Origin of the sequence: Acinetobacter sp. 243_ASPC, assembly GCF_001054715.1 — a bacterium.
GTDB lineage: Bacteria > Pseudomonadota > Gammaproteobacteria > Pseudomonadales > Moraxellaceae > Acinetobacter > Acinetobacter soli.
Genome location: NZ_JVOR01000088.1, coordinates 21,051 through 45,467 on the forward strand (window position 1 = coordinate 21,051; position 24,417 = coordinate 45,467).

Here is a 24,417-nt window from a genome sequence, read left to right on the forward strand (position 1 = left end):
TTTGATTGAATTACGCCGATTTTCGGGTATCGAACACACGCTGAGCCTTACCTTCGGAGCGAGGTAAACTTCCCTCACATAAAATCTCGACTTTTACTGAAATTCCCACCATGGTTTTGATCCGATTTTGCAATTGTACGCACAGTTGGGGCGCCAACGCGTCACTAAGCTCACTTCGCATTTCAGCACGAATATGCAAGGTATCCAAGTGACCATGTTTACAAATCTGGATCTGATAATTTGGCACCAATTGCGGAATATGTAAAATCTGTTCCTCAATTTGTGATGGAAACACATTTACACCACGAATAATCATCATATCGTCACTGCGCCCAATAATTTTATCCATTCGGCGCATTGTGCGTGCTGTGCCGGGTAAAAGACGGGTCAAATCACGCGTACGGTAACGAATCACCGGCATTCCCTCTTTGGTAATCGTGGTAAAGACCAGCTCACCTAATTCGCCATCTGGCAAAACCTCACCTGTTTCTGGATGTATAATTTCCGGATAAAAATGATCTTCCCAAATGGTTGGTCCATCTTTACTTTCCAGACATTCCATTGCCACACCAGGACCCATCACCTCAGACAATCCGTAGATATCGAGTGCATCAATACCCAAGCGCTGTTCGATTTCATGGCGCATTTCATTGGTCCACGGCTCTGCTCCAAATATGCCCGTCTTGATTGAGCACGCTCTGGCATTGCCCATTTGCTTTTCAAGCCCTTCAATAATATTCAGGCAATAAGATGGCGTCACCATAAGTGCAGTTGGCTTAAAATCTTGAATCAATTGTACCTGACGTTCGGTTTGACCTCCCGACATCGGGATGACGGTAGCGCCTAAACGCTCAGCACCATAATGGGCACCTAGCCCACCTGTAAACAGGCCATAGCCGTAGGAAACCTGTATCACATCCTTTGCAGTCAATCCGGCAGCGCGCAAAGAACGTGCCACGACATCTGCCCATAAATGAATATCTTGCTGGGTGTAACCAACCACAGTGGGTTGTCCCGTTGTACCTGAAGAGGCATGCACACGCACAATTTGTTCTTGTGGCACCGCAAACATTCCAAACGGATAATTGTCACGTAGGTCTTTTTTTGTAGTAAATGGAAATTTTGCCAAATCTTCCAATTGTTTAAAATCGTTGGGATGTACACCTGCTTCATCAAACTTTTTTTGGTACGCTGGACTGTTTTGGTAGGCGTGACGCAATGTTTTTTGCATACGCTCAAACTGTACACTGCGCAATTCATCGATTGAGGCTGTTTCAATCGCATCTAATGCATTCTTATTCACCGTCTGGCTCCTCAGTCATCCTGACTGCTATTTATCTCGATCATGCGAGTTGTTGTCATCAATTCAATCGTCATTGGTATTAGGTTATAGCCAAAAAACATAAGCACAAACCGAATCTCGTACATTTTGATTTAGACCATTTCATCGTTATGGAATGTCATTTGGGCTACAGTATCGTGTTTTTCATTCATTGTTGCATGTGCAAAGCTTTACAATTTACTAGCAGCCAGAATACTGCGGCACACGTTTTTGCATAAACGCCTGCACGCCCTCGCGGTAATCATTTGAGCGACCTGCAAGGCGTTGATAATCACGCTCTAAAAGTAGCTGTGTTTCAAGTGGGTTATGCGCCGAGGCATGGATTGCTTTTTTAATTAGCGACAAACCATACGTCGGTTGCTTGGCCAAATGCTCAGCCAGATCTGTGGTGGTCTGCTGTAATTGATCATCGGGTACGACCTGCCAGATCATGCCGAGTTCAAGCGCACGTTGTGCCGTCACTTTATCGCCCAGCATTGCCAGTCCCATGGCTTGTGCTCGACCAACCAAACGAGGTAAAAACCATGTGCCACCTGAGTCCGGTACCAGTCCCAAGCGACAAAATGCTTGTATAAAGGTGGCAGATTCAGCCGCAACCACAATATCACATGCCAACGCGATATTGGCACCTGCACCCGCAGCCACACCATTTACCGCACAAATCACTGGTTTTGGCATTTCGGTAATGCACTGAATCAGCGGGTTGTAATATTTTTCAATCGATAAACCTAGATCGGGCGCATCGGCATCTGGATCGACCACGCGATCATTGAGGTCTTGTCCGGCACAAAATCCTCGGCCATATCCTGTGATTACCACGGCGCGAATCTGGGGATTTTGGGTCCATTGCTGCATCACTTTTGATACCTCATGATGCATAGTTTCGTTAAAGCTGTTGAGTTGCTGTGGTCGGTTTAAGGTGAGATAACCCACCGCATTGTGTTCTTGCACAATTATGGTTTGAAATTCCATTTTACTCTCCAATTTTCTGATTCTTGTTTCATCCGGTCTTTTATTCAGGGCATCAGGCATGCTTTTAAGCAAACCTGAGCGATTTATTCATCAAAACTCATTCTGACATTTGCGCTGATTGGCCGTGCCTGACAACTCAATACATACCCTTTTGCAATTTCCTCTGGCTCCAGACTGTAGTTAAGTGTCATTTCCACCTCACCGCTGAGCACCTTGCATTTGCAGGTTGCACATACGCCGCCTTTACAGGCATAAGGCAAATCGGCTCCAGCACGCAAAGCTGCATCTAAAATACTGTCATCTTCTTTGCTCACCTCAATCAGTAGCTCTCGACCATCTAATATAATATTGACGCTTTCTTCGCTGCGCTGTTCGATCTGCTCACGAGACAAAGACGCGGATGTGCCCGTATTAAAGCGTTCAGTATGAATTTTTTCTGACGCGATACCCAGTTTGGGCAAGTAGGTCTCAATCGCATCGAGCATACTTTCAGGGCCACAGGCAAAACAGTGATCGGCATCGCTTGGAATCAATCCGGCAGTGGCCAATTGCTGTAGCTTGACAGCATCGATACGACCATTAAAAATCTCGCTGTCGTTGAACTCTCTTGAAAATACATTGATCAGTTGCATACGACCTTTAAATGCATCTTTCAAATCCATAATTTGCTCTGAAAACATGGTCTGTTTCCAAGATCGATTGCCATAAATCAAGGTAACAAATGCATCAGGTTGATGCTTCAACACCGATTTGATAATAGATAAGATTGGTGTGATTCCACTACCAGCCGCGATGCATAAAAAGTGACGACCACCCGCTTTTGCGGCTTTTTGAAAAAAAACGCCTTGTGGTGGCATTACATCGAGTATATCCCCAACATGCAAATGTTCATTGGCCCAAGTCGAGAATTGCCCCTGATCAATTTTTTTGATGGCAATACTCAAATCTTCATCATGATCGCTGCAAATCGAATAACAACGGCGTAGTTCACCTTGCTCGCTTTGATGGCGAATCGTTAAATGCTGACCCGGCATATAATCAAATGCGTGCTTTTGATCATCTTGCAAATCAAAGGAAATACAAATCGATTGCTCGGTTGGATACTGTATTGCTTTAATGGTGAGCGGAATAAACGGGTTCATATCAAAATTCCTTTTTAGCGTGACGCTATTTTTATTGTTTGTTTAAGCGTCAGATACATTTAAAGTAATCAAAAGGCTCGAGGCAGCTTTGACATTTGTATAACGCTTTACATGCGGTTGAACCAAATTCACTGACTAATCTGGTGTGACGGCTATGGCAATGTGGACACTCGATGCCATCTTGCAAAGCGACATGCGTGCCACACTGGTGAGCATCACCTTGTGGCGGTGCAATGCCGTAAGCTCTAAGCTTGCGCTTGCCTGTATCTGTCATCCAATCTGTCGTCCATGCTTGACTCAGATCGATCACCACCTGCGCCGGTGATAAACCCTGCTGCTCAAATGCCGATAATATCTCAGCCTTGAGTAAATCCGTTGCTGGGCAACCACTATAGGTTGGCGTGAGCTTGATGATAATCTCGTCTTGATTATTGATTTCAACGCCCCGGATCATGCCTAAATCGATAATTGAAAGCACTGGAATCTCTGGATCTGAAATCTGCGACAATATGTCCCAGCAAGTATCGTTGAGTAATCGAATCTGTTTCACGTCATACCTCCTGTATATGGCTGTTTTACCACACCATATTTGGATAACTACGCTGCATATATTGCATTTCTGCCAGTACATAACCCAGATGCTCGGTATGCAAGCCCTGCTTGGCTCCACGACGATACGCACCCAATTCAGGTATTTGTAAGCCCAAACGTGTAAGCTCTTCGGTTACGCGTGTTTGCCAGATATGTTTTAGCGGTGCAAGATCTGGAATGATTTCTGCCTCGACCAGTGAATGTTCTTCTGGGGTCAGATCAAAAAGCTCATCGGTAAAGCGCCAAAGCTGAGCGAGTCCATGTTGGATTTTCTCATGTGCAGTTGTTGTACCCAGACTCAAGCGCTCCATCCATGTGCTTGAAAAACGCTGATGATAATTCACCTCTTTGAGTGATTTGACTGCAAATGCTGCAAGCCCTTCATGCTTACTCTCACTTAAGGCGCGAAAAAGCAGTGCATGATAATGATCCATCAACCATTGTCTGACGATGGTTTGCCCAAAATCGCCATTCGGTTGCTCGGTCAGCAATAAGTTGCGATACTCTCGCTCATGACGAAAATAAGCCAGACGGTCTTCATCGCGTCCTTGTCCTTCAATTTCTCCCGCCAGACTCAATACAGTACGTGCCTGACCCAATAAATCTAGACCAATATTGGCAAGTGCAATATCAAGCTCTAGTTCAGGTGCATGACCACACCACTCAGACAAGCGATGAGATAAAATTAAATGACTGTCGCCAATGTGCAGCAAAAACTGTGAAAATACTGAAGCATTCATAGGTGGTCTCCGAATTACATGTGCTCAATACCATCGGGAATGGTATAGAAGGTCGGATGACGGTAGACTTTGTCTTGTGACGGTTCAAAAAATTCTGGCTTCTCTTCAGGTTGAGATGAACGAATTAACTCAGACTTCACCACCCAAATACTCGTTCCTTCATTACGCCGCGTATAAACATCACGTGCATTTTGAAGCGCCACTTCGTCATCAGGTGCGCGTAAACTGCCAACATGCCGGTGACTTAAACCTTGTTTGCTGCGAATAAACACTTCATACAATGACCAGTTATTTTTATATTCCATGATTGTTATTCCTTGTTTTCCTATTGGTGCTTTCGCTCAGTTATGCAACTTCAGCAGTTTGTTTTTGTGCATAAACCGCTGCAGACTCTCGTACCCACTGGCCGTCTTCCCATGCTTTACGGCGTGCTGCTAGACGCTCCTGATTACAAGGTCCTTTTCCTGCGATCACTGCATTAAATTCATCCCAATTAATTTCGCCAAACTCATAATGCTGGGTGCTTTCATTCCACTTTACTTTCGGATCCGGAACAGTCAGACCAAGCTGATGAACCTGCGGTACGGTGTTATCGATAAATTTTTGTCGTAACTCGTCGTTACTAAAGAGTTTAATTTTCCAGAACATGCTCTGAGCACTATTGGGCGAGTTGTCGTCGCTTGGGCCAAACATCATCAAGGCTGGCCACCAGAAACGATTAACCGCATCTTGTGCCATTTGTTTTTGTTCTTCAGTACCATTTGCCAGTTGCATCATGGCTTCAAAGCCTTGGCGCTGATGAAAGCTTTCTTCTTTACAAATGCGAACCATGGCACGTGCATAAGGCCCGTACGAGGTTCTACATAGCGCGACCTGATTGACAATTGCTGCACCATCGACAAGCCAGCCAATGGCTGCCACATCTGCCCAAGTCAGCGTCGGATAGTTAAAAATTGAAGAATACTTCATTTTCCCATCGATCAGCTTTTGTATCATGTCATCACGATCTGCACCGAGTGTTTCGGCCGCACTGTATAAGTAGAGCCCATGACCAGCTTCATCTTGAACTTTCGCCAGCAACACTGCTTTACGTTTGAGCGTGGGTGCCCGTGTGATCCAGTTCCCTTCTGGCAACATACCCACCACCTCAGAGTGACCATGCTGACCAATCTGACGAATCAAGGTTTTGCGATATGCGTCGGGCATCCAGTCTTTGGGCTCAATAAAAGAGTCTTGTTTTATGCACTGATCAAACCGTTCCTGTTGTGTGCTCATGATTCACTTACTCGTCAAAAGTATCCATACACCTAAGTTAATTTGATACAAAATAAAAATCAATATTAATTTTTAGTATCATTTATTTTTTAAAATGAAACTTGATCAAGATCTTGTTTTATATTAATTTTATTTTTTAAATATTTTTACAACAGCGAATTTTAATTGACTTTTATATAGCTCTATTAGAAATTAAGTAACGCAATAATTAAAAAATGAATGAAAACGTATCATAAATGGAGTTTAACTATGTACCTGGTTGATTCAGACGCGCATGTTTCTGCACATTCAGAGCCAAATGTATCACTTGCGCCCGCATTAAGTTCATTGGTGTGTGGTGAATCCTACACCTCAGATACCAATACTCGCACAGTGCATCATGCTATTACCGGTGCTGCTATTTATCGGGTGAGTAGTGATGGTCTAAATGTTCAAGCTGTAGTGGATTATGCAAAACAACATGGTGCAGTACTTGCGAAATGGACATTTCATCAACGTGCGAATGCGCTTAAAAAGGTGGCGCAATATTTACTTGATCGTAAAGAACACTATTACACATTGGCACAAGCCACGGGATGTACCCGTAAAGATGCTTGGATTGATATCGAAGGCGGTATCGGCACACTTTTTGCGTATTCTAGCCTCGTTCGACGCGAGCTAAGCGATGCTACAACATTGGTCGAAGATGCGTGGATTCCACTATCAAAAAAAGGCAACTTTGGTGCTAAACATATTTGGCATCCCAAAGCTGGCGTTGCGCTACACATCAATGCGTTTAACTTTCCTATCTGGGGGATGTTAGAAAAAATTGCGCCAACGTTACTGGCAGGTATACCTTGTATTGTGAAACCCGCCACAGAAGGTGCCGCTTTAACCCATGCGGTTGTACAGGATATCTTGGCGAGCGGATACTTACCCGATGGTGCTTTACAACTCATTTGCGGGCAGATCCATGACTTACTTGATCATTTAAATGCTCAAGATACCGTTACATTTACGGGTTCTGCACAAACTGGGCAGCAGCTCAGAGCGCATCCACATTTAAATCGTCATTCAATTCCTTTTAGCATGGAAGCCGATTCAATCAATAGCGCCATCTTGACTGAAGATTGTAGTGAAGCCACTATTGCACTTTTTGTACAGCAAGTGGTCAATGAAATGACCAGTAAAGCAGGCCAGAAATGTACCGCCATTCGACGTGCTTTTGTACCTAAAGCCGTGCTAGAGACAGTTCAACAGCAGCTCATCGAGCAACTGAAAAAGGTTGTGGTTGGAGACCCTATTCAAGCAGAGGTTACCATGGGCGCTTTGGCCAGCAAAAAACAGCAGCAAGACGTTGCAGCTCGTGTTGAAGTATTGGCTCAAGAAGCGCAAATTGTGTTTGGAAGTCACTTGCGTAATGATTGTCTAATTCATGCCGAAGATGCCACATTAGGTGCCTTTTACCCACCAACACTACTGCTGTGCAATGATCCTATTCAAACCACATCTATACACGAGACAGAGGCCTTTGGCCCCGTATGTACCCTCATGCCGTACGATAATCTGGAGCAATTGGCCGTACTGGTTGCCAAAGGTGCAGGTAGCTTAGTCGCGTCAGTGGTACGTGAAAGTCATCAAAATATTGAAGCGCTGATTGCAAAAATTGCGCCATGGCATGGCCGAATTCATATTTTAGATCAGGAAAGTGCTAAAGAAAGTACCGGTCATGGCTCTCCATTGCCTCAATTGGTACATGGCGGTCCAGGGCGTGCGGGTGGAGGTGAAGAACTGGGTGGCCTACGTGCGGTGAAACACTATATGCAACGTACAGCCATACAAGGATCGCCAAATGCAGTCACCCAACTGGGGCAAAGCTGGACAGCAGGCGCCCATATTGTGGAAGATCGCGTTCATCCGTTCCGAAAAACATTTGATGAGCTAGAAATAGGTGAGCGTTTAAAAACTGCACGCCGTACCGTGACTGAAGCCGATATTGTCAATTTTGCTTGCTTAAGTGGCGATCATTTTTATGCGCATATGGATCAAATTGCAGCCAAAGACTCATTGTTTGGTGAGCGCGTGGCACATGGCTACTTTATTGTCTCCGCTGCTGCGGGGTTATTTGTCGATGCAGCTCCCGGGCCAGTAATTGCCAATTACGGTATGGACAATTTACGCTTTGTCGAGCCTGTAAAAATTGGCGATACCATTCAAGTTGAGTTGACCTGTAAACAAAAAACCCCGAAAACACTCACCGACCCAACGCAAAAACCGCACGGTGTGGTGGTCTGGGACATTAAAGTAAAAAATCAACGCGAAGAGCTGGTGGCAACCTACGATATTTTAACGCTGGTTGAACGTGCAACTTAAATAAAAGACTGGTCTGCAACACTGAGAGGTGCAGATCAGCTGATGATATCCATGAAAAAAGAGTTCGAAAGCGAACTCTTTTTTTGTCTGCTGTGCTTATGAATGCGTTTGAGCTTCAGCCGTCAAGATGTCTTTTTTACGGTATTTAAGCTGATACACCACTCCCAGCACGATCAACCAGATAGGGACCAGCATTACGGCAAGTCGCATATCCGGCGTGATACTCATAATGATCAGGATACCAAAAATAAAGGCAATCGTTAAATAGTTACTCCATGGACTCATGATGCTTTGAAACGTCGTTTGATGATGTCGTTGCTGCATCGCTTTTCGAAATTTCAGATGTGTCCAAGAAATCATGAGCCAGTTGACCACTAACGCTGCGACCACCAGCATCATCAAAAATTGAAAGGCTTTGCCTGGCATTAAGTAATTAATTAATACGCAAAGCGCTGTAATAGACGCTGAAACACCAGCAGCATATACCGGAATACCACGGCGATTCACTCGTTGTAGTACTCGTGGCGCATTACCTTGCATGGCCAAACCGTGCAGCATTCGACTGTTACAGTAAATACAACTGTTATATACCGAGATTGCAGCCACCAACACCACAAAATTTAAAACATTGGCGACACCGTGGCTGTTTAGCGACTGAAAAATCAAAACAAAAGGACTACCGCCTTGAGCCAACTGATTCCATGGAAATAAGCACAGCAAAACTCCGATCGCACCAATATAAAAAATCAGAATACGATACACAATTTGATTGACCGCTTTAGGAATAGTCTTGGATGGATTTTTGGTTTCCGCCGCCGTAATACCAATCAGCTCTAATCCACCAAAGGCAAACATGATAATGGCCAAGGACATGATAAAGCCTTGGATTCCATTTGGAAAAAAGCCACCAAATTGCCAGAGATTGGCCACGCTGGCCTGAGGTCCAGCATCGCCTGATATCAACAAATATAAACCGAAGAAGATCATGCTTAAAATCGCAATAATCTTGATACAGGAAAATAAAAACTCAGATTCACCAAAAAAACGTACATTGATGAGGTTTATGGCATTAATGGCAATAAAGAAAAAAAGCGCTGTGATCCATGTGGGTAATTCGGGCAACCAAAACTGTACGAAGGTACCAATTGCACTCAATTCAGCCATGCTGACCAACACGTATAGCACCCAGTAATTCCAGCCAGACATAAAACCGGCCATTGGGCCCCAGTATTTGTTAGCAAAATAGCTAAAAGACCCACTGACCGGTTCCTCGACAACCATTTCACCCAAGTGTCGCATAATCAGAAATGCAATGATGCCTGCGATTGCATAACCCAGTAAAACCGATGGCCCTGCCAACTTAATGGTTTGTGAAATACCTAAAAATAGCCCTGTCCCTACGGCTCCTCCTAGAGCAATTAACTGAATATGCCGATTCGATAATCCTTGTTTTAACTCGTTCGTTTGTTGTGCTTCCATTACTGTGCTCCATGGTTCAATTTGCACACTCCTGTGCGTTCCTTTGAATCTTTTACGATGTGAATTTGAATAATAAAGTTCTTATGAATATCCTTTAAACGATTGATCTCAATAAAAAAAAGACACTGTGGTGATTGGTTATCGCACAGTGTCCTGATAGTCTTTTATTTATAGGTGCCGACCGGGCTGAGTATATCGGCGGTCTTTGGTTTGAGTTGTTGATAGCTATAATGACCATAATCGTATTGCGCCACTACATCGGCAAATTTGGTCAGACTGGCTGGTGCATCCATTACAGGAAGTTTAAGCTCAATCAGCGCCAACGTTTGGCTCGACTCAAGCTGATCCAGTACTGTATGCAACTGCCCTACTGTCTCGACGATATGTGTGCTGTAGGCATCTGCTCCATTAAACACCCGCATTAGTTCGGTATAGTTCCAGTTTTGGATATCGTTATACGATGATTTTTCGCCAAGAATTAAACGCTCAATGGTGTACCCCCCGTTATTTAAAACAAAAATAATCGGTTTGAGTTTTTGACGTACTATTGTGGAAAGCTCTTGTACAGTTAACTGGATTGAACCATCACCAATAAATAAAATATGGCGGCGTTTTGGCTGGGCTAGCATGCTGCCCAGTAACGCAGGTAATGTATAGCCGATTGATCCCCAGATTGGCTGCGCAATATAATCAGCAGTCGCGGGTAAACAAATACCAGAAATAGAGGAATTGGAAGTGCCAACCTCTCCTATAATCACATCATTGGCTTTGAAAAAGCCTGACATCGCACGCCATAGCGCAGCTTGAGTCAGCGAATCTTGTTCTGAATATTCTGGCGCTTGAACCGAGGGAGCTGAACAACTCTTTGGTTCACGTTCACGGGTTTTTAATCGCTGTAATAATGCAGTTAAAAATTCAGCGATTTCAATTCCGGCAAAGTTACGATCATAAATCGTCAGATCGTATTGTTTTAAATCAATGTAGCGATCTTTGCGAATCTGATGTGAAAAAAAGCCAGTCCCAACATCACTAAAACGCGCACCAACTCCAATCAGGCAGTCGGACTGCTCAATGATCTCTTTAGTTTTGGGTTGGCTTGCACTTCCAGCATAAATTCCTGCATACAAATCTGATGACTCATCAATTACATTTTTTGCGGTACAAAGACACGCGTAAGGAATATTGTATTTTTCCGCAATTTGAGCCAAAACTTTACCTAAACCATACACCTTGGCGGTTTGATCGATCAGAAATGCTGGACGTTTGGCCGAATAAAGCTCAGCACAAAACTCATTTAATGCCAGTTCTAAAAGCTGCGGATCACTTTTTGGAATGCGTTTATCGAGTGGCTTTGCATCAACATCAATTTTGATATGAGTGATATCGGAAGGTAATTGAATATAGACTGGACGGCGCGAGATCAAACATTGCTTGAGCACACGATCAATTTCAAAAGCTGCATTTTCTGGAGTAAGACGAGTTTGTGCAACAGTAAACTCTTTCATGCAGTTCATAATATTGTCGTAATTACCATCAACCAAGGTGTGATGAATTAACTCCCCTCGATTGACTGCATGCAGAGGTGGAATGCCCGAAATTAAGATCACAGGGACATTTTCAGCATAAGCACCAGCAATGCCATTGATTGCACTTAAATCACCCACACCATAAGTGGTCACAAGAGCAGCCACACCATTACTACGCGCGTAACCATCTGCCGCATAGGCGGCATTTAGCTCATTACAGTTTCCAATAAATTCTAGCGATGTATCTTCTTCGATTTGTTCTAGATACGACAGGTTGAAATCTCCGGGTAATCCGAATATATGATCTATTCCTAACTCGCTTAAACGTTGATTTAAAAATTGCCCAATCTCGATAAACATTGTTCTTCTCCTTGATACTATTTTTTTCGTCTCTATAAAAATAATAGGTGATCGACTCACTGATCTTCATGCATAATGGATACTAATTTTTATAAAAACGCACATTTTGTGTATCAAAAAAGGATTTGATGCAATGGATAAATTTGATTGGAAAATCATCAGTGCTTTACAGAAAAATGGACGGTTAACAAATCAGGAGATTGGTGATCTGATCGGTTTATCGGCATCGCAGTGCTCACGTCGCCGGCAAATACTTGAACAAAAAGGGATTATTTTAGGCTATACCGCGCGTATCGATCAGCAAGCTGTGGGGCTAGAAGTCACAGCGATGGTGCATATCAATTTGAGAATTCATGAGGCCAAATCTCAAATCACTTTTCTCGAGATGATCGAACATGAAGAAAAAATTCATGATTCTTTTTCTATCAGCGGTGATGCCGATTACATTTTAAAAGTCGTGGCAGAAAATCTTGAAGATCTTTCTAATTTTGTGACCGAGCGACTCCTGACTTGTGAAGCAATCGGGCATATCAAAACTTATATCGTGCTAAAAAAAGTGAAGGAACAGAATCAGTATTTAGGAAAAAATAAACGTCAGACTAGTCCACTGGCAGTTTAAGTCAATGTGTTAAAATCTTGCGTTGAAGATCATGTGCTAAAAATCTTGAGCTGCAAAGATTGGCGTAAAAAAACCCAGTCTAAACTGGGTTTTTTGATACGCATCGATTAATCAATTGCTGGAACATATGTACCTGAAGCAATTGCATCTTTAATGCGATCTGCTTCTTGCAATACAAATGACAAAAGATTTTGAACGTTTTCGAGTGTCGCAACCGGGCTTAACGTGGTCATTTTGAGCGACTGCACCTGACCCACTTTGGTCACACCAATATTGGCATCACCGCGTGCAAACAATTCATCTGCAACGTTTTGGTTCAGGGTATCAAGCAACTCAACCGGATAACCTTGCGGTACAACACGGAACAGTACAGATGCAAATTGTGGCTCAACCAACAACTCTAGGCCGTCAGTTGCCTTGATGTAATCTGCCACTTCACGCGTCAGTTTTACACCATGATCAATCATAGAGCCATAAAGTTCTTCACCAAGTGCCTCAATGGTCATCCAAAGCTTTAATGCATCGAAGCGACGCGTCGTTTGCAAAGACTTCGACACAAGATTGGGTACACCATGCTCTTCATCATAAGCTGAGTTTAAATACTCCGCTTCATAATGCATAAAGCGATAGTTGGCTTCATCTTTGAGCAAGAATGCGCCACAGCTGATGCTTTGGAAATAATGCTTATGGAAATCAAGCGTGATTGAATCAGACAATTCAATTCCAGCCAACATCTCGCGATAGTCGTTCGACAAAATCAGTGCACCACCCCATGCCGCATCGATATGCATCCACGCGCCATATTTTGTGGTGATGTCACGGATTTCTTTCAGCGGATCAATTGCACCAGCATCAGTTGTGCCTGCTGTTGCCACCACACACGCCACGATTTTGCCTTCGGCTTGCAAATGCGCCATGGTTTTTTCTAGTGCATCGACATCCATCTGAGCAAGCTCATTGACAGGCACCGTGACTACTGACTGAAAGCCCATGCCCATCATGGCCATGTTCTTTTGCACAGAAAAATGTGCATTTTCAGAACAAATGACTTTGATGTTACGCATTGCTTCGGCAGGAATACCATCACGCTGAACAGACCACGGCTGACCATTTTCGTCTGTAAAGTTTTTAGCAATTGCCCAGTCACGCGCCAGTAGCACACCCATCAGGTTCGATTGCGTGCCACCTGAGGTGAATACGCCAGCTTGACCTGATCCGTAGCCTACTTTTTTACGTAACCAATCAATCAACTGAACTTCCATCAATGAACCCGCAGGGCTTTGATCCCATGAGTCCATCGATTGATTGGTTGCATTGATCAAGACTTCTGCGATCTGGCTGGTCACCATTGTTGGACAATGTAAATGTGCCAACGAATACGGATGGTGTACTTTCAAGCTTTTATTTAAGAAAAGCTCAACTATGCGTTCAAGAGACTGATGTAAACCCAATCCGTCTTTAGATGGATTAAAGGCAATTGCCGAACGCAATTCCTTGATACTTCCACCTGTATACATCTTGTCGTTTTGTAGCCATGCTGCAACAGCTTTTACAGCGTCGTCCATTGCTGACTGATAGTCAGCAATGGATGCAGCATCGTTACAGAGCAACGCTTTACGGTGTTCTGCAAAATCAACCATGGATTATTCGCCTCGAACTGCTTTGAGTGCATCCGCCAATGCTTTTTTGAAGCGTTCAATGACTTGAACACATTCATCTTGATTGATAATCAGCGGGCAAAGTAAACGGATCACAGTACCGTTACGACCACCTTTTTCAAGCAGTAACTTATGGTTAAAACATGCAGTTTGAATCGCTGCGGCCAGTTGTGCATCGGCAGGCAATGAACCCATATGATCTGCTGGTTTACGTTCGTCGACAATCTCGACACCCACCATCAAACCACGGCCACGCACGTTACCGATACATGGGAATTCTTGTGCCAGCTTTTTCAGCTCTGCTTGTAGAAATTCACCACGCTCATGTGCATTTTGAGCAAGCTTGTCATTTTTGATGGTATCTAAAACAACCAAGCCTGTACCCATTGCTAACTGGTTACCACGGAATGTTCCAGTATGACCAGCAGGTTGCCATGCATCGAATTTGCGCTTGATACCGAGTACAGCAAGCGGTAAACCACCACCCACTGCTTTAGACATCACCACAACATCAGGCTCGATCCCTGCGTGTTCGAATGCAAACATTTTACCTGAACGGCCAAAGCCTGCTTGAACTTCATCTAAAATCAATACGATGTTGTGACGCTCAGTCACTTCACGGATTTTTTGCAACCATTTTACTGGTGCAGTCACCACGCCGCCTTCACCTTGAATTGCTTCAAGAATGACAGCTGCAGGCTTGGTTACGCCGCTTTCAACATCTTCAATAAAGTTTTCGAAGTAGTAAGTGAGTGCATCGACACCCGCTTCACCACCTAAACCAAGTGGGCAACGATATTCATGCGGATACGGCATGAACTGCACGCCCGGCATTAAATTATTCACTGCATTTTTCGCACTTAAGTTACCAGTCATTGCAAGTGAACCATGGGTCATACCATGGTAGCCACCTGAAAAACTGATCACTGAACTGCGACCTGTATAGGTTTTCGCAAGTTTGATTGCTGCTTCAGTGGCATCTGCACCAGATGGACCACAGAACTGTAAGCAATATTCTTCTTTTCCACCTGGTAGAAAAGACAGCAATGCTTCAGTAAATGCATCTTTCAAAGGAGTTGTAAGATCCAAAGTATGCAATGGCAGACCACTTGCTAGCGTGTCTTGAATACTTTGAATAACAGCAGGGTGATTATGACCAAGAGCCAATGTCCCTGCCCCCGCTAAACAATCGAGGTATTGTGTACCTTCAACATCTGTAACCCAGCAACCTTGTGCACGAGCTATCGCAAGAGGTAACTTGCGCGGATAGCTACGAACATTTGATTCCATCTGACTTTGGCGAGTCAGGTAATATTCGTTGGTGGAATTGGTGGCAGGATTTACGGAATTAACGCTCATATCGGATTACCATCTCAGATAAGGGTTGAAAGAAATAAGTCTGGTGACTTGCGGTCCTTTGACTCGGTGCTTGTAGGATTCTAGTAAAACAGCGATTGCTTTTATGATACTAGGAGGGCGATGATACCCTTTTTTATATAAAAATAAAGACCTTTTGGCCTTTAATTTCATATAACTCGTCCAAAAAAAACGATCGTGTTTTCCCTTGCCTAAATTATCATCATACTATGTGACACCCTAAAGAAAACCCGCTTTTTTTTTCATCTAGAGTGTGATTTGTGTTTTTTTGAACTCTCGATATAAACCCTAACATTAAGCCTATGTATTTAAATAGAATTTATATCAATTAAAATTGCAAAATGATGCAAAGTATTACAAACTCACCACAAAAGCTTCTCAAAAAATATGAAACTAATTACTAAGATGTTTTCTAAGTAAAAAATAATTTTTACAACATACATTTTAAGGAATTTATATGCGTACTTTAGTACTCTCAGCATTGCTCCTTACAGGAACAATTTCGGGTTATGTTTCAGCGGCTGAACCTGAGGCTTTAAATTATAATGTCATCAATATTCAGTCAGATGCATCACGCCAAGTTTCAAATGATCAAATGCATGCCGTGCTATTTATTGAACGTAGTAACAAACAGCCAGCAGCACTGTCTACGCAAATTACACAAGCCATGAATCAAGGTTTAGCGATTGCGCGTAAATATCCACAAGTTAAGGTAGAAACAGGCACACAAACCACGTATCCAGTTTACGATAACGACAGCAGTAAGTTTAAAGAATGGCGTGGGCGCGCCGAAATCCGTCTTGAAAGCAAAGACTTTAAGGCAACCAGTCAGTTAATTTCTGAACTACAGCAAAACTTTCAAACTGAATCGATCAACTTCACTGTTTCCGATGAACAACGTAAAAAAGTTGAAAATGAGCTGATGATTGAAGCATCGAAGGGCTTTCAACAACGTGCACAAATGGTGAGTCAGGCATGGAACAAATCAGGATATAACCTTGTTAGTCTTAACCTGAACACCAGTAATTACGTGCCACAACCGATGATGATGCGTGCAAGCTTAGCCAAATTTTCAAATGCCGAAGCCGCACCTGCTCAGGATGTGGCTGCTGGAGAGTCAAAAATTACCGTAAATGCCAATGGTTCAATTCAATTGAAATAATCACTGTAATTACTCTAAATCAAAAAAAGCATGCCAGATTGATCTGGCATGCTTTTTTTACGAGTAAACCATTACTTTTTAAATGGAAACGCGTATTTCACGATACGTCCCAATACCTGACCATATTGTTTAAGCAGGCTGGCATTGTTGTAGTTAAGTCCATACTTTTTACATACAGCCTCGACTTTAGGTGCCATCTGACGATAACGACGTGCCGGAATATCTGGAAATAAGTGATGTTCAATCTGGTGGCTCAAGTGCCCAGTCAAAATATGAAACGCTTCTGAACCCGTCAAATTAGACGATCCACGAATCTGACGCATATACCAGTGACCACGGCTTTCGTCTTTCAGTACTGTTTTTGGAAATACTTCTACATCTTTAGTGAAGTGACCACAAAAAATAATACTAAAAGTCCAGACATTTCGCATACCGTTTGCCACCAGATTGCCTGTAAAGACTGGCAATGCCGCTGGGCCTGCAATCAATGGAAAAAACACATAGTCTTTAAACAATTGCTTGCCAATTTTCTTTTGTGTTGGTTTCCATTCTTCGACAAACTGTTTCCACGTTTTACGCTTATAAATGAGTTTACCAATTTCAAGATTTTGAATGGCCACGCCCCACTGAAACAACAGGCAGAACGGAATACTATAAATCGGTTGCAACAAAAAGCCGGGTTTCCAGCGTTGCTCTGGGAATAAACGCAATAAACCATAACCGATATCATCATCAATGCCTTTGATATTGGTGTATGTATGATGCTTAAAATTATGCGTCTGACGCCAGTTATCTGCTGTACCTACAGTGTCCCATTCATATGTCTGACCATTGAATTTCGGGTCATTCATCCAGTCGTATTGACCATGCATGACATTATGACCGAGCTCCATATTTTCCATAATTTTAGAAAAGCCTAGCAAGCCTGTACCTAAAATCCATGCTGGTGGGAACCAGCCTGCAAATAAACAGGCACGCCCGAGCACACTGCTGTAACGAATCGCAGAATAGACGCGACGGATATAACGTGCGTCTTTTTCACCAATATCATCCAAAACATCTTGTTTAATTTGGTCAAGTTCTTTCGCAAACGCCTCTAGTTCAGCGGCGGTTAATTCTCTATTTTTTGGATTTTTAAAAAATTCTAGTTTAACGGGTGCATTCATGGGAGTACTCACATTAAAGATCAATAACAAGATCAGATTTTGCCGAATTTACGCAAATTTTAAGCAAATTGTTTGGCTCAGCATTTTCGCTGGCATTGAGCAAGTTTTTGGTGGCGCCTGTGGCTTTTTGACACGCGCATTTGTTGCAAATTCCCATACGGCAACCATAAGTTGGTTTCACATTCGCCTGTTCGAGCCCAGCCAGAATCGACTGACCTTTCGGAATAGCAACGGTCTTATTGGATTGAGTGAGCGTTACATTGATAAAGCCTGTTTCATTGGTATCAATGGCACTCATACTGAATGCTTCGCTCATAAATACCTGTGCATGACCAAACAAGTCTTCGGCTGTTGCTACAAATCCTGAAGGACCACATGCATAAACTGTCGATTGCTCAAGATCATCAATTGCAGCAAGATGAGTCACATTTAAACGCGAATCATGCTCCTGATCTTGGGTATAAAATACATGAAATTTAAATAATGGATATTGTGCTGCCAATGCTTCAAATACATTTAAGAATGCAGCATCTTCGTGTCGCTTTACCCAGTACATCAAATCGACTGGCGTGTGCTGAAGCTGACTTTTGACCTGCATACCTTCAATCAAGCTCAACATTGGGGTAATACCGCTTCCCGCTGCAAGCATCACCACGCGTGACTGAGCAGGTATAAGCATGTCACCAAAAGGTTGACCCAGCTCGATCACCTGCCCCACCTGACTATCCTCGACCAACCAGCGGCTTACTATGCCATCAGCCACTTTTTTTACTGTCAGTACAAGGGTGTTGTCGCGCTCGGTCAAACTATAGTTACGCTCATAAAGACGGCCCTGCACCTTCACGCGAACAGGATGATGCTGTCCTGGCTGGCCAAGATTCACATGGCGGTTTGGCTTGAGTGTCAACGACACTGTATCAGCTGCAACGTTCTCTTTACGCACAATTTTTGCAAGAGCACGATGTGTAGACCAGATAGGATTGATTTTTTGAAGCCAGAAATCAGTCGCATGCGGGTCGAACACTGATTCGGTCAGTGAGCGTAAGAGTGTGTTTCTCTTGGAGATAGATTGCATGTTGATACTACTCGATGTGTCGCTTTTTTAATTATTATACACCTGTATATAAATTTGTATATACAGTTGTCCTTTTATTTACGTTTCAAATCGTAAGCTGCTGTGGTTATAATGAGATGAACTTACCAAACTCTTGCAAAATATGGCGTCAACTTCTCTTTCTCACGTGCTCGACAACCCTTCTCACAATCCCGAGATTTTTGAGAAAGCGCCAATTCGTACTGTGGGTCGTAAGGCAACCATCACTAAAGAAGAGTTATTTCAAGCCGCGCTGAACTTAATTGGCCCCGAAAAAAGTATATCGTCTTTAAGCTTAAGAGAAGTTGCACGCGAAGCTGGCATTGCACCCAATAGTTTTTATCGTCATTTTAGAGATATCGATGAACTGGCAATCGATTTGATTAATCGTGCTGGACTGGTGTTGCGCCAGATCATTCGTGAGTCACGCCTGCAAGCATCAAAGCAAAACAGTATTATCCGTAGCTCTGTTGAGGTGTTTATTCAGCAGCTCGATGCAGATGAAGGCAATTTAAGCTTGCTGCTTCGTGAAGCATATACTGGCTCAAAATCTTATAAAGAAGCAGTTGAACGGCAGCTCAATTTTTTCCAGCAAGAACTGCAAGAAGACTTGATCCGTCTTGAACGGCTTAATCATAGCCGTTTGTCACACCCCGATCTTGTGTCACGTGCCATCACCCAACTGGTGTTTACCATGGGTGCCAAAGTGCTTGACTTACCAATCGATGAACGAACAGCAATGGCTGAACAAACCATGATTATGATTCGCATGATTCTAGAAGGTGCAAGACACCTCGATGAAGCCAAAATACGTTAAGTGTGATGTCACAGGATGTGACGCTTTATTTATCGAACTTATACAAAAACTTTAAAAATCAAAACATTTCAGCGCGTATTTATCCATTAACCTAATGAAGTGTTTTTCGTAATCGACTTTTGAGTCGGTTGATGCTTTATAACAAAAAGAGGTTTTTCATGGCTAAGTCAACAAGCAGAGTACTTAAAGTATATACCCGCAACAACCTAGATGCAGCGGTTAAAGAATCTACAGTAAAAATCTTGAACCAGATTCTGGCTAACCTGATCGACCTTTCTCTCATCACCAAACAAGCGCACTGGAACATGCGCGGCAGTAACTTTATTGCCGTTCACGAAATGCTTGATACATTCAGAACGTCACTTATTACCCATCTAGACAACGTTGCAGAACGTTCGGTACAGATTGGCGGTACTGCTTATGGAACCACACAAGCTGTTTCCCAAACGTCGCACCTTAAGGCGTATCCAGTTGAAATCCATGATGTACAAGATCACTTGAAAGAACTTGCAGATCGCTATGGCGTAGTGGCGAACCACCTACGTGATACCATCGAAGAAATCAAAGATCCAATTTCTGAAGACATCATTCATGCTGCGCTTGAAGATCTAGACCAGTATTTATGGTTCCTCGAAGCCAACATTGAGCAAGATCAAACCACCTAATTTGGGTCGTATAAAAAATGGGAGCATCTGCTCCCATTTTTACTGTCTAACATTTTGGTTGATGCTTATGGTTTTACTACAACCATCACCTGAATCGCATTGGGTGTCAACGAAATCTCTTCGAGCAAACTAATTCCTTCTTTTTGCAGTTTGACCAGTCGATCAATTTCGTCTTGACGAATGCTCGGATTGAATTGCTGCAAGTAAGTCAAACGGTCAATTTCGTATTGCCATTTTTGGCTATAGTGCTGTTTGGCCTGCTCTTTGAGTTTTGGCAACTCTTCTTTGGCAGATCCAAGTGCCTGCGTATAACGCTCCTCAATCACATCACGACGTGCCTTAACAACCTGACGGCAGCTATTGCCATCGAGGTGATGCAAATACGGACGTAAAATAGCCGGATCAATTTTTTCAGACAAGTCTTGTCCTGTTTCACTCAACAGCACGCGCACCAATTGCTTTGGTAGACTCGCTTGCAAGTTCAGTGATTTAGGAGCCACAACGTCTATTTTAAACCAGACTTCAAGCAAGATTGTTCCTTGCTTCAAGGCATTCGATTTAAGCAACGCCACATTGGTACTACCAAATGATTGCGTATTGATCATTTCCATGACGCTTTCGATAAACGGATGCTCAAGTGTCAGATACTGTGCATCTTCACGAATTTGCGCTTGGTCACGGTAAAAGGTTGCCGTCATGCCATCTTCGTCTAAGGTCAGACCTTGTACCTGCATCTGGTCGGTTGGTTTAATAATCACCGTACCGTTACTTTGTTCATCAAAATCGATATTGGTTGACGACATAAAACGCTTCATAAACATCGGGAGCGTGGTGTTGTCGTCGTAATCTTCGAGTGCCTGAACAATTTTTTGTGCCACAACAGGTCGACATGAGTTGTACTCAAGTAAACGATCTCGACCAGCTTGCAATTCATTTTCAAGCGCCTGACGCTGAACATTCACTTCTTCAAGTAAATCTTCAAACTTTTGCCCTAAATCTGCCAGCAAACACTCTTTTAAGTCCACAATGAAGTTTTCTTGTAAGGTTTGTGCCGTTGGCGAAATACTACTGAAAATATTGAGCGCTTCGTTGTACCAGCGGAACATGCGTTCTTGTGCTGTTCCAATCAAATAAGGAACATGAATCTGAATACGGTTTTCTTGTCCAATACGATCTAAACGACCAATACGCTGCTCAAGTACATCAGGGTTGGCCGGTAAATCAAATAAAATCAAATCGCTGGCAAACTGGAAGTTACGACCTTCAGAACCAATTTCAGAGCAAAGTAAAATCTGGGCACCATAGCTTTCTTCAGCAAAATACGCTGCCGCCTGATCGCGCTCAAGCAAGCTCATTCCTTCATGGAACATTGCCGTGCGAATACCCGCATGTAAGCGCAATGCACTTTCTAGCGCTTCGACCACTGGGCCACTACGTGCAATCAGTAGTACTTTTTTGTGTTTTAAATCTTTTTTCAAGATCTCCATGAGCCATGGCACACGCGGATCGGTTTGCATCCATGCACCATCGAGCTGACCTTCTTCAGGCCACATTTGCTCACGTAATTTACCGTCGAGCGACCAATCGGCTGGTGCCTCCAATGCCGCAGGCTGGCAATCACGCCCTGGAAAGCCCTGAATTGCTTCACGGGTATTACGGAACAAAATACGTCCAGTTCCGTGGCGGTCGAGTAACTCATGAATGGCACGGTAGCGTTGCTCTGGAATATCGTCAATCCGATGTCCGAGCAAGCTTTCAATTGCACCGATATGCGCTTCAGCCAGTGGCTCATCCGACATCAATACCTCAGCCACTTTCGCGGTTTGTTGATACTGCTCTTCTTCGTCTAGGAAGCGGTCTAAGCTGCTAAAGCGCTGTGGATCTAATAAACGCAAACGTGCGAAGTGACTTTCCACACCCAATTGTTCAGGGGTTGCGGTGAGTAACAAGACACCCGGCGTTTGCTCTGCAAGCTCTTCAATCAGGTCGTAACGATCGTTACCCCCTTCTTCTTCACTCCACATCAGATGATGTGCTTCATCGACCACCAACAAATCAAAACCAGCTTCAAGCGCCTGTTCTCTGAGGTCATCATGGTCAATCATTAAATCGACGCTGGCGATAATGCATTGCTCGGTCAAGAACGGATTCAGCTCTGGGTCGTGCTCTTTTATAGAAGCGGTACGGGTCAGATCAAACAACGAGAATTGCAAATTGAAACGGCGGCGCATTTCAATCATCCACTGATACTGCAATGAATCTGGCACCAAAATCAAGATACGCTCGGCACGACCAGTTTTTAACTGCTGATGGATAATCAAGCCTGCTTCAATGGTTTTACCGAGGCCGACTTCGTCTGCCAGTAATACGCGCGGCGCAAAACGTTGTCCCACTTCATGGGCAATATAAAGCTGATGCGGAATCAGCCCAACACGCGCACCAATCAAACCACGCAATGGACTGCTGTGCATATGCGCTTGTAAACGCAATGCTTCAATACGCAGGTCATACCATTCTTTATAATCGATTTGGCTGGCCAGTAAACGATCGAGTGGTTTAGAAAGCTGAATGTGGGCACCAATACGGGTTTCGTTTAAGGCTTTACGTTCTGCTTCGCCATTTGCAAGGGTACGCATCACGTTATAGCGCAACACACCATTACGATCTTCGATCGATTCGACTTGCCACTTGGCGCCTTCTTGGTCTTGAACTTCATCGTTTACATTGAAGACAATCCGAGATAAAGGAGCATTGTTGCGTGCATAGACACGCGTTTCATCACTTTTAGGAAATAATATGCTGATAGAGCGCTCATCAACATCAATTAAAACACCTAAGCCGAGTTCAGTTTCCGTGTCTGACAACCAACGTTGACCAATAGCAAACTGCTGCAATTTTTCCACCTTTATCTCAAGTTATCACTACATTTTACGCTGGCCATAAAAATGAATGGCAGTCGTTTTGTGTAGTCTTTACGCAATGTATTTTGACATAAAGCTCATCAAAAAAAATGAACTTTTAACGAATGTTGTAGGGTTTTCGCATTAAAACGGAACGGGACAATGAAAGCTCATCAACTCGTCAGTTTTTGGGTGATAAAAACTTAATTGCTCTGCATGCAGACACAAACGTGGTATCAATTGCTGATGCGCAAGTTCTGCATAGAGGGTATCTCCTACAATCGGATGCCCCAGATATTGCATGTGTACGCGCAGCTGATGCGAGCGCCCTGTAATCGGTTTGAGCTTCACACGTGTCACCGCAACGCCATCAATCTCCAGATGCTCCATCACTTCCCAATCGGTGAGCGCTGGTTTTTTAAAATCTGGATCTGCAATATGCAATGGCGGACGTGCTGGATCATACACCACGGGAACATTGATCTGCCCTTTTCCGTGAAGCTCACCCACCACAAGAGCTTGATAAGTTTTATCGGTTTGACGAGACTGGAACTGCTTTGAAATGGCACTTTGTGCCGCTTTATTCAAGGCAAAAACCAAAATCCCGGAGGTATCGCGATCTAGACGATGAATAAGTAATGTTTTGGGTTCGATTTCGACTAAGCGCGTGAGTAAACTATCGAATAATGCGTCGCCTTTCCCCGGAACACTGAGTATGCCTGCTGGTTTATGGACAACCATGAAATCTTCATCGCGATGGATCAGGTGATCAGTGAGAAAATTACTCAATGTTTTCTTCCAGAGGTGATGTAAAAATCAGCCGGCAATAATAAAAAGCTTGGCTTGGAAATACAATGCATATCTGTCGTTTTTCAGCAACTTTTTCATAAAATAGCGCTTGATTTTAGCAGATTAGCGACTTTCAAGCATTAGCTCTCTATCTGAGCAAGTAATTGCGCAATTGCATATTGTGCAATTTCAGCATCTTGATAAGACTTTACGCCAGAAATTCCAATCGCGCCCACTAAATCGTTCAAATAAAGAATCGGCTCACCACCTTCAAGTTGGCCTTTAAAGGTATCAACTGTTAAAAAGCCCATTTGACCATTACGAATCAGATCTTCAAAAGCTTTGGTCGGACGGCGGCTCAAGGCTGAAGCTTTGGCCTTTTCAAGGCTTAA

Annotated in this window: 21 protein-coding genes; 5 read left to right on the top strand and 16 right to left on the bottom strand. The window is 43.5% G+C overall.

Annotation, left to right across the window (positions count from 1 at the left end):
* Nucleotides 1-10: 10 nt before the first annotated feature.
* The 7 genes from paaK to paaA all read right to left on the bottom strand — a co-directional run bounded on the left by paaK (nt 11) and on the right by paaA (nt 6,062).
* Nucleotides 11-1,303, bottom strand: a complete 1,293-nt coding sequence (paaK, locus tag ADA42_RS10395; RefSeq protein WP_004946430.1) for a phenylacetate--CoA ligase PaaK — start codon at nt 1,301-1,303, stop codon at nt 11-13.
* Between the two features lie 219 nt (nt 1,304-1,522).
* Nucleotides 1,523-2,314: a 2-(1,2-epoxy-1,2-dihydrophenyl)acetyl-CoA isomerase PaaG gene (paaG, locus tag ADA42_RS10400; RefSeq protein WP_048765078.1), complete on the bottom strand. Its 792-nt coding sequence runs from the start codon at nt 2,312-2,314 to the stop codon at nt 1,523-1,525.
* Nucleotides 2,315-2,397: 83 nt separating this feature from the next.
* Nucleotides 2,398-3,456: a 2Fe-2S iron-sulfur cluster-binding protein gene (locus tag ADA42_RS10405; protein ID WP_048765079.1), complete on the bottom strand. Its 1,059-nt coding sequence runs from the start codon at nt 3,454-3,456 to the stop codon at nt 2,398-2,400.
* 49 nt (nt 3,457-3,505) lie between these two features.
* Nucleotides 3,506-4,006 carry a 1,2-phenylacetyl-CoA epoxidase subunit PaaD gene (gene paaD / locus ADA42_RS10410; protein ID WP_048765081.1) on the bottom strand — a complete coding sequence of 167 codons (501 nt, stop codon included), beginning with the start codon at nt 4,004-4,006 and terminating at the stop codon, nt 3,506-3,508.
* 25 nt (nt 4,007-4,031) lie between these two features.
* The gene (gene paaC / locus ADA42_RS10415; protein WP_048765082.1) at nt 4,032-4,787 is read right to left on the bottom strand and encodes a 1,2-phenylacetyl-CoA epoxidase subunit PaaC; all 756 of its coding nucleotides are present in this window, start codon (nt 4,785-4,787) and stop codon (nt 4,032-4,034) included.
* Nucleotides 4,788-4,801: 14 nt separating this feature from the next.
* Nucleotides 4,802-5,092 (bottom strand): 1,2-phenylacetyl-CoA epoxidase subunit PaaB, encoded by a 291-nt coding sequence (gene paaB / locus ADA42_RS10420; protein ID WP_004936450.1) that lies wholly within the window; start codon nt 5,090-5,092, stop codon nt 4,802-4,804.
* 40 nt (nt 5,093-5,132) lie between these two features.
* Nucleotides 5,133-6,062: a 1,2-phenylacetyl-CoA epoxidase subunit PaaA gene (gene paaA / locus ADA42_RS10425; RefSeq protein ID WP_048765084.1), complete on the bottom strand. Its 930-nt coding sequence runs from the start codon at nt 6,060-6,062 to the stop codon at nt 5,133-5,135.
* Between the two features lie 249 nt (nt 6,063-6,311).
* Here paaA and paaZ point away from each other — a divergent pair, with 249 nt between their 5' ends.
* Nucleotides 6,312-8,414 (top strand): phenylacetic acid degradation bifunctional protein PaaZ, encoded by a 2,103-nt coding sequence (gene paaZ, locus ADA42_RS10430; protein WP_048765086.1) that lies wholly within the window; start codon nt 6,312-6,314, stop codon nt 8,412-8,414.
* Between the two features lie 96 nt (nt 8,415-8,510).
* Here paaZ and ADA42_RS10435 read toward each other — a convergent pair whose 3' ends face one another.
* Both ADA42_RS10435 and ADA42_RS10440 read right to left on the bottom strand, forming a co-directional pair.
* Nucleotides 8,511-9,893 carry an amino acid permease gene (locus ADA42_RS10435; RefSeq protein WP_048765088.1) on the bottom strand — a complete coding sequence of 461 codons (1,383 nt, stop codon included), beginning with the start codon at nt 9,891-9,893 and terminating at the stop codon, nt 8,511-8,513.
* Nucleotides 9,894-10,057: 164 nt separating this feature from the next.
* Complete coding sequence (locus ADA42_RS10440) at nt 10,058-11,779, bottom strand: alpha-keto acid decarboxylase family protein (protein WP_048765089.1); 1,722 nt, start codon at nt 11,777-11,779, stop codon at nt 10,058-10,060.
* A 133-nt stretch (nt 11,780-11,912) separates the two neighbouring features.
* Between ADA42_RS10440 and ADA42_RS10445 the strand changes: the two genes are divergently transcribed.
* Nucleotides 11,913-12,398 (top strand): Lrp/AsnC family transcriptional regulator, encoded by a 486-nt coding sequence (locus ADA42_RS10445; RefSeq protein WP_004936439.1) that lies wholly within the window; start codon nt 11,913-11,915, stop codon nt 12,396-12,398.
* A 107-nt stretch (nt 12,399-12,505) separates the two neighbouring features.
* On the opposite strand, the gene ADA42_RS10450 is transcribed toward ADA42_RS10445, so the two are convergent.
* Both ADA42_RS10450 and ADA42_RS10455 read right to left on the bottom strand, forming a co-directional pair.
* Nucleotides 12,506-14,038 carry a pyridoxal phosphate-dependent decarboxylase family protein gene (locus tag ADA42_RS10450; RefSeq protein ID WP_048765091.1) on the bottom strand — a complete coding sequence of 511 codons (1,533 nt, stop codon included), beginning with the start codon at nt 14,036-14,038 and terminating at the stop codon, nt 12,506-12,508.
* Nucleotides 14,039-14,041: 3 nt separating this feature from the next.
* The gene (locus ADA42_RS10455; RefSeq protein WP_004936432.1) at nt 14,042-15,415 is read right to left on the bottom strand and encodes a diaminobutyrate--2-oxoglutarate transaminase; all 1,374 of its coding nucleotides are present in this window, start codon (nt 15,413-15,415) and stop codon (nt 14,042-14,044) included.
* A gap of 475 nt (nt 15,416-15,890) precedes the next feature.
* Between ADA42_RS10455 and ADA42_RS10460 the strand changes: the two genes are divergently transcribed.
* The gene (locus tag ADA42_RS10460) at nt 15,891-16,595 is read left to right on the top strand and encodes an SIMPL domain-containing protein (RefSeq protein WP_048765093.1); all 705 of its coding nucleotides are present in this window, start codon (nt 15,891-15,893) and stop codon (nt 16,593-16,595) included.
* A 71-nt stretch (nt 16,596-16,666) separates the two neighbouring features.
* Here the strand turns inward: ADA42_RS10460 and ADA42_RS10465 are convergent, their stop codons facing one another.
* Both ADA42_RS10465 and ADA42_RS10470 read right to left on the bottom strand, forming a co-directional pair.
* Complete coding sequence (locus ADA42_RS10465) at nt 16,667-17,761, bottom strand: fatty acid desaturase family protein (RefSeq protein WP_004936426.1); 1,095 nt, start codon at nt 17,759-17,761, stop codon at nt 16,667-16,669.
* Between the two features lie 13 nt (nt 17,762-17,774).
* Nucleotides 17,775-18,836 (bottom strand): ferredoxin reductase, encoded by a 1,062-nt coding sequence (locus ADA42_RS10470; RefSeq protein ID WP_048765096.1) that lies wholly within the window; start codon nt 18,834-18,836, stop codon nt 17,775-17,777.
* Between the two features lie 142 nt (nt 18,837-18,978).
* Here ADA42_RS10470 and fabR point away from each other — a divergent pair, with 142 nt between their 5' ends.
* Nucleotides 18,979-19,671, top strand: coding sequence for an HTH-type transcriptional repressor FabR (gene fabR, locus ADA42_RS10475; protein WP_004936421.1), 693 nt, complete (start codon nt 18,979-18,981; stop codon nt 19,669-19,671).
* 158 nt (nt 19,672-19,829) lie between these two features.
* Nucleotides 19,830-20,336, top strand: a complete 507-nt coding sequence (gene dps / locus ADA42_RS10480) for a DNA starvation/stationary phase protection protein Dps (protein ID WP_048765098.1) — start codon at nt 19,830-19,832, stop codon at nt 20,334-20,336.
* A gap of 65 nt (nt 20,337-20,401) precedes the next feature.
* On the opposite strand, the gene rapA is transcribed toward dps, so the two are convergent.
* The 3 genes from rapA to ADA42_RS18770 form a co-directional block, all read right to left on the bottom strand.
* On the bottom strand, nt 20,402-23,239 hold the full coding sequence (gene rapA / locus ADA42_RS10485) for an RNA polymerase-associated protein RapA (RefSeq protein WP_004936414.1): 2,838 nt from the start codon (nt 23,237-23,239) through the stop codon (nt 20,402-20,404).
* Nucleotides 23,240-23,380: 141 nt separating this feature from the next.
* Nucleotides 23,381-24,025 (bottom strand): RluA family pseudouridine synthase, encoded by a 645-nt coding sequence (locus ADA42_RS10490; RefSeq protein ID WP_048765099.1) that lies wholly within the window; start codon nt 24,023-24,025, stop codon nt 23,381-23,383.
* A 140-nt stretch (nt 24,026-24,165) separates the two neighbouring features.
* On the bottom strand, nt 24,166-24,417 hold a 252-nt coding region (locus ADA42_RS18770), incomplete at its 5' end, for a GlcG/HbpS family heme-binding protein (RefSeq protein ID WP_048765154.1).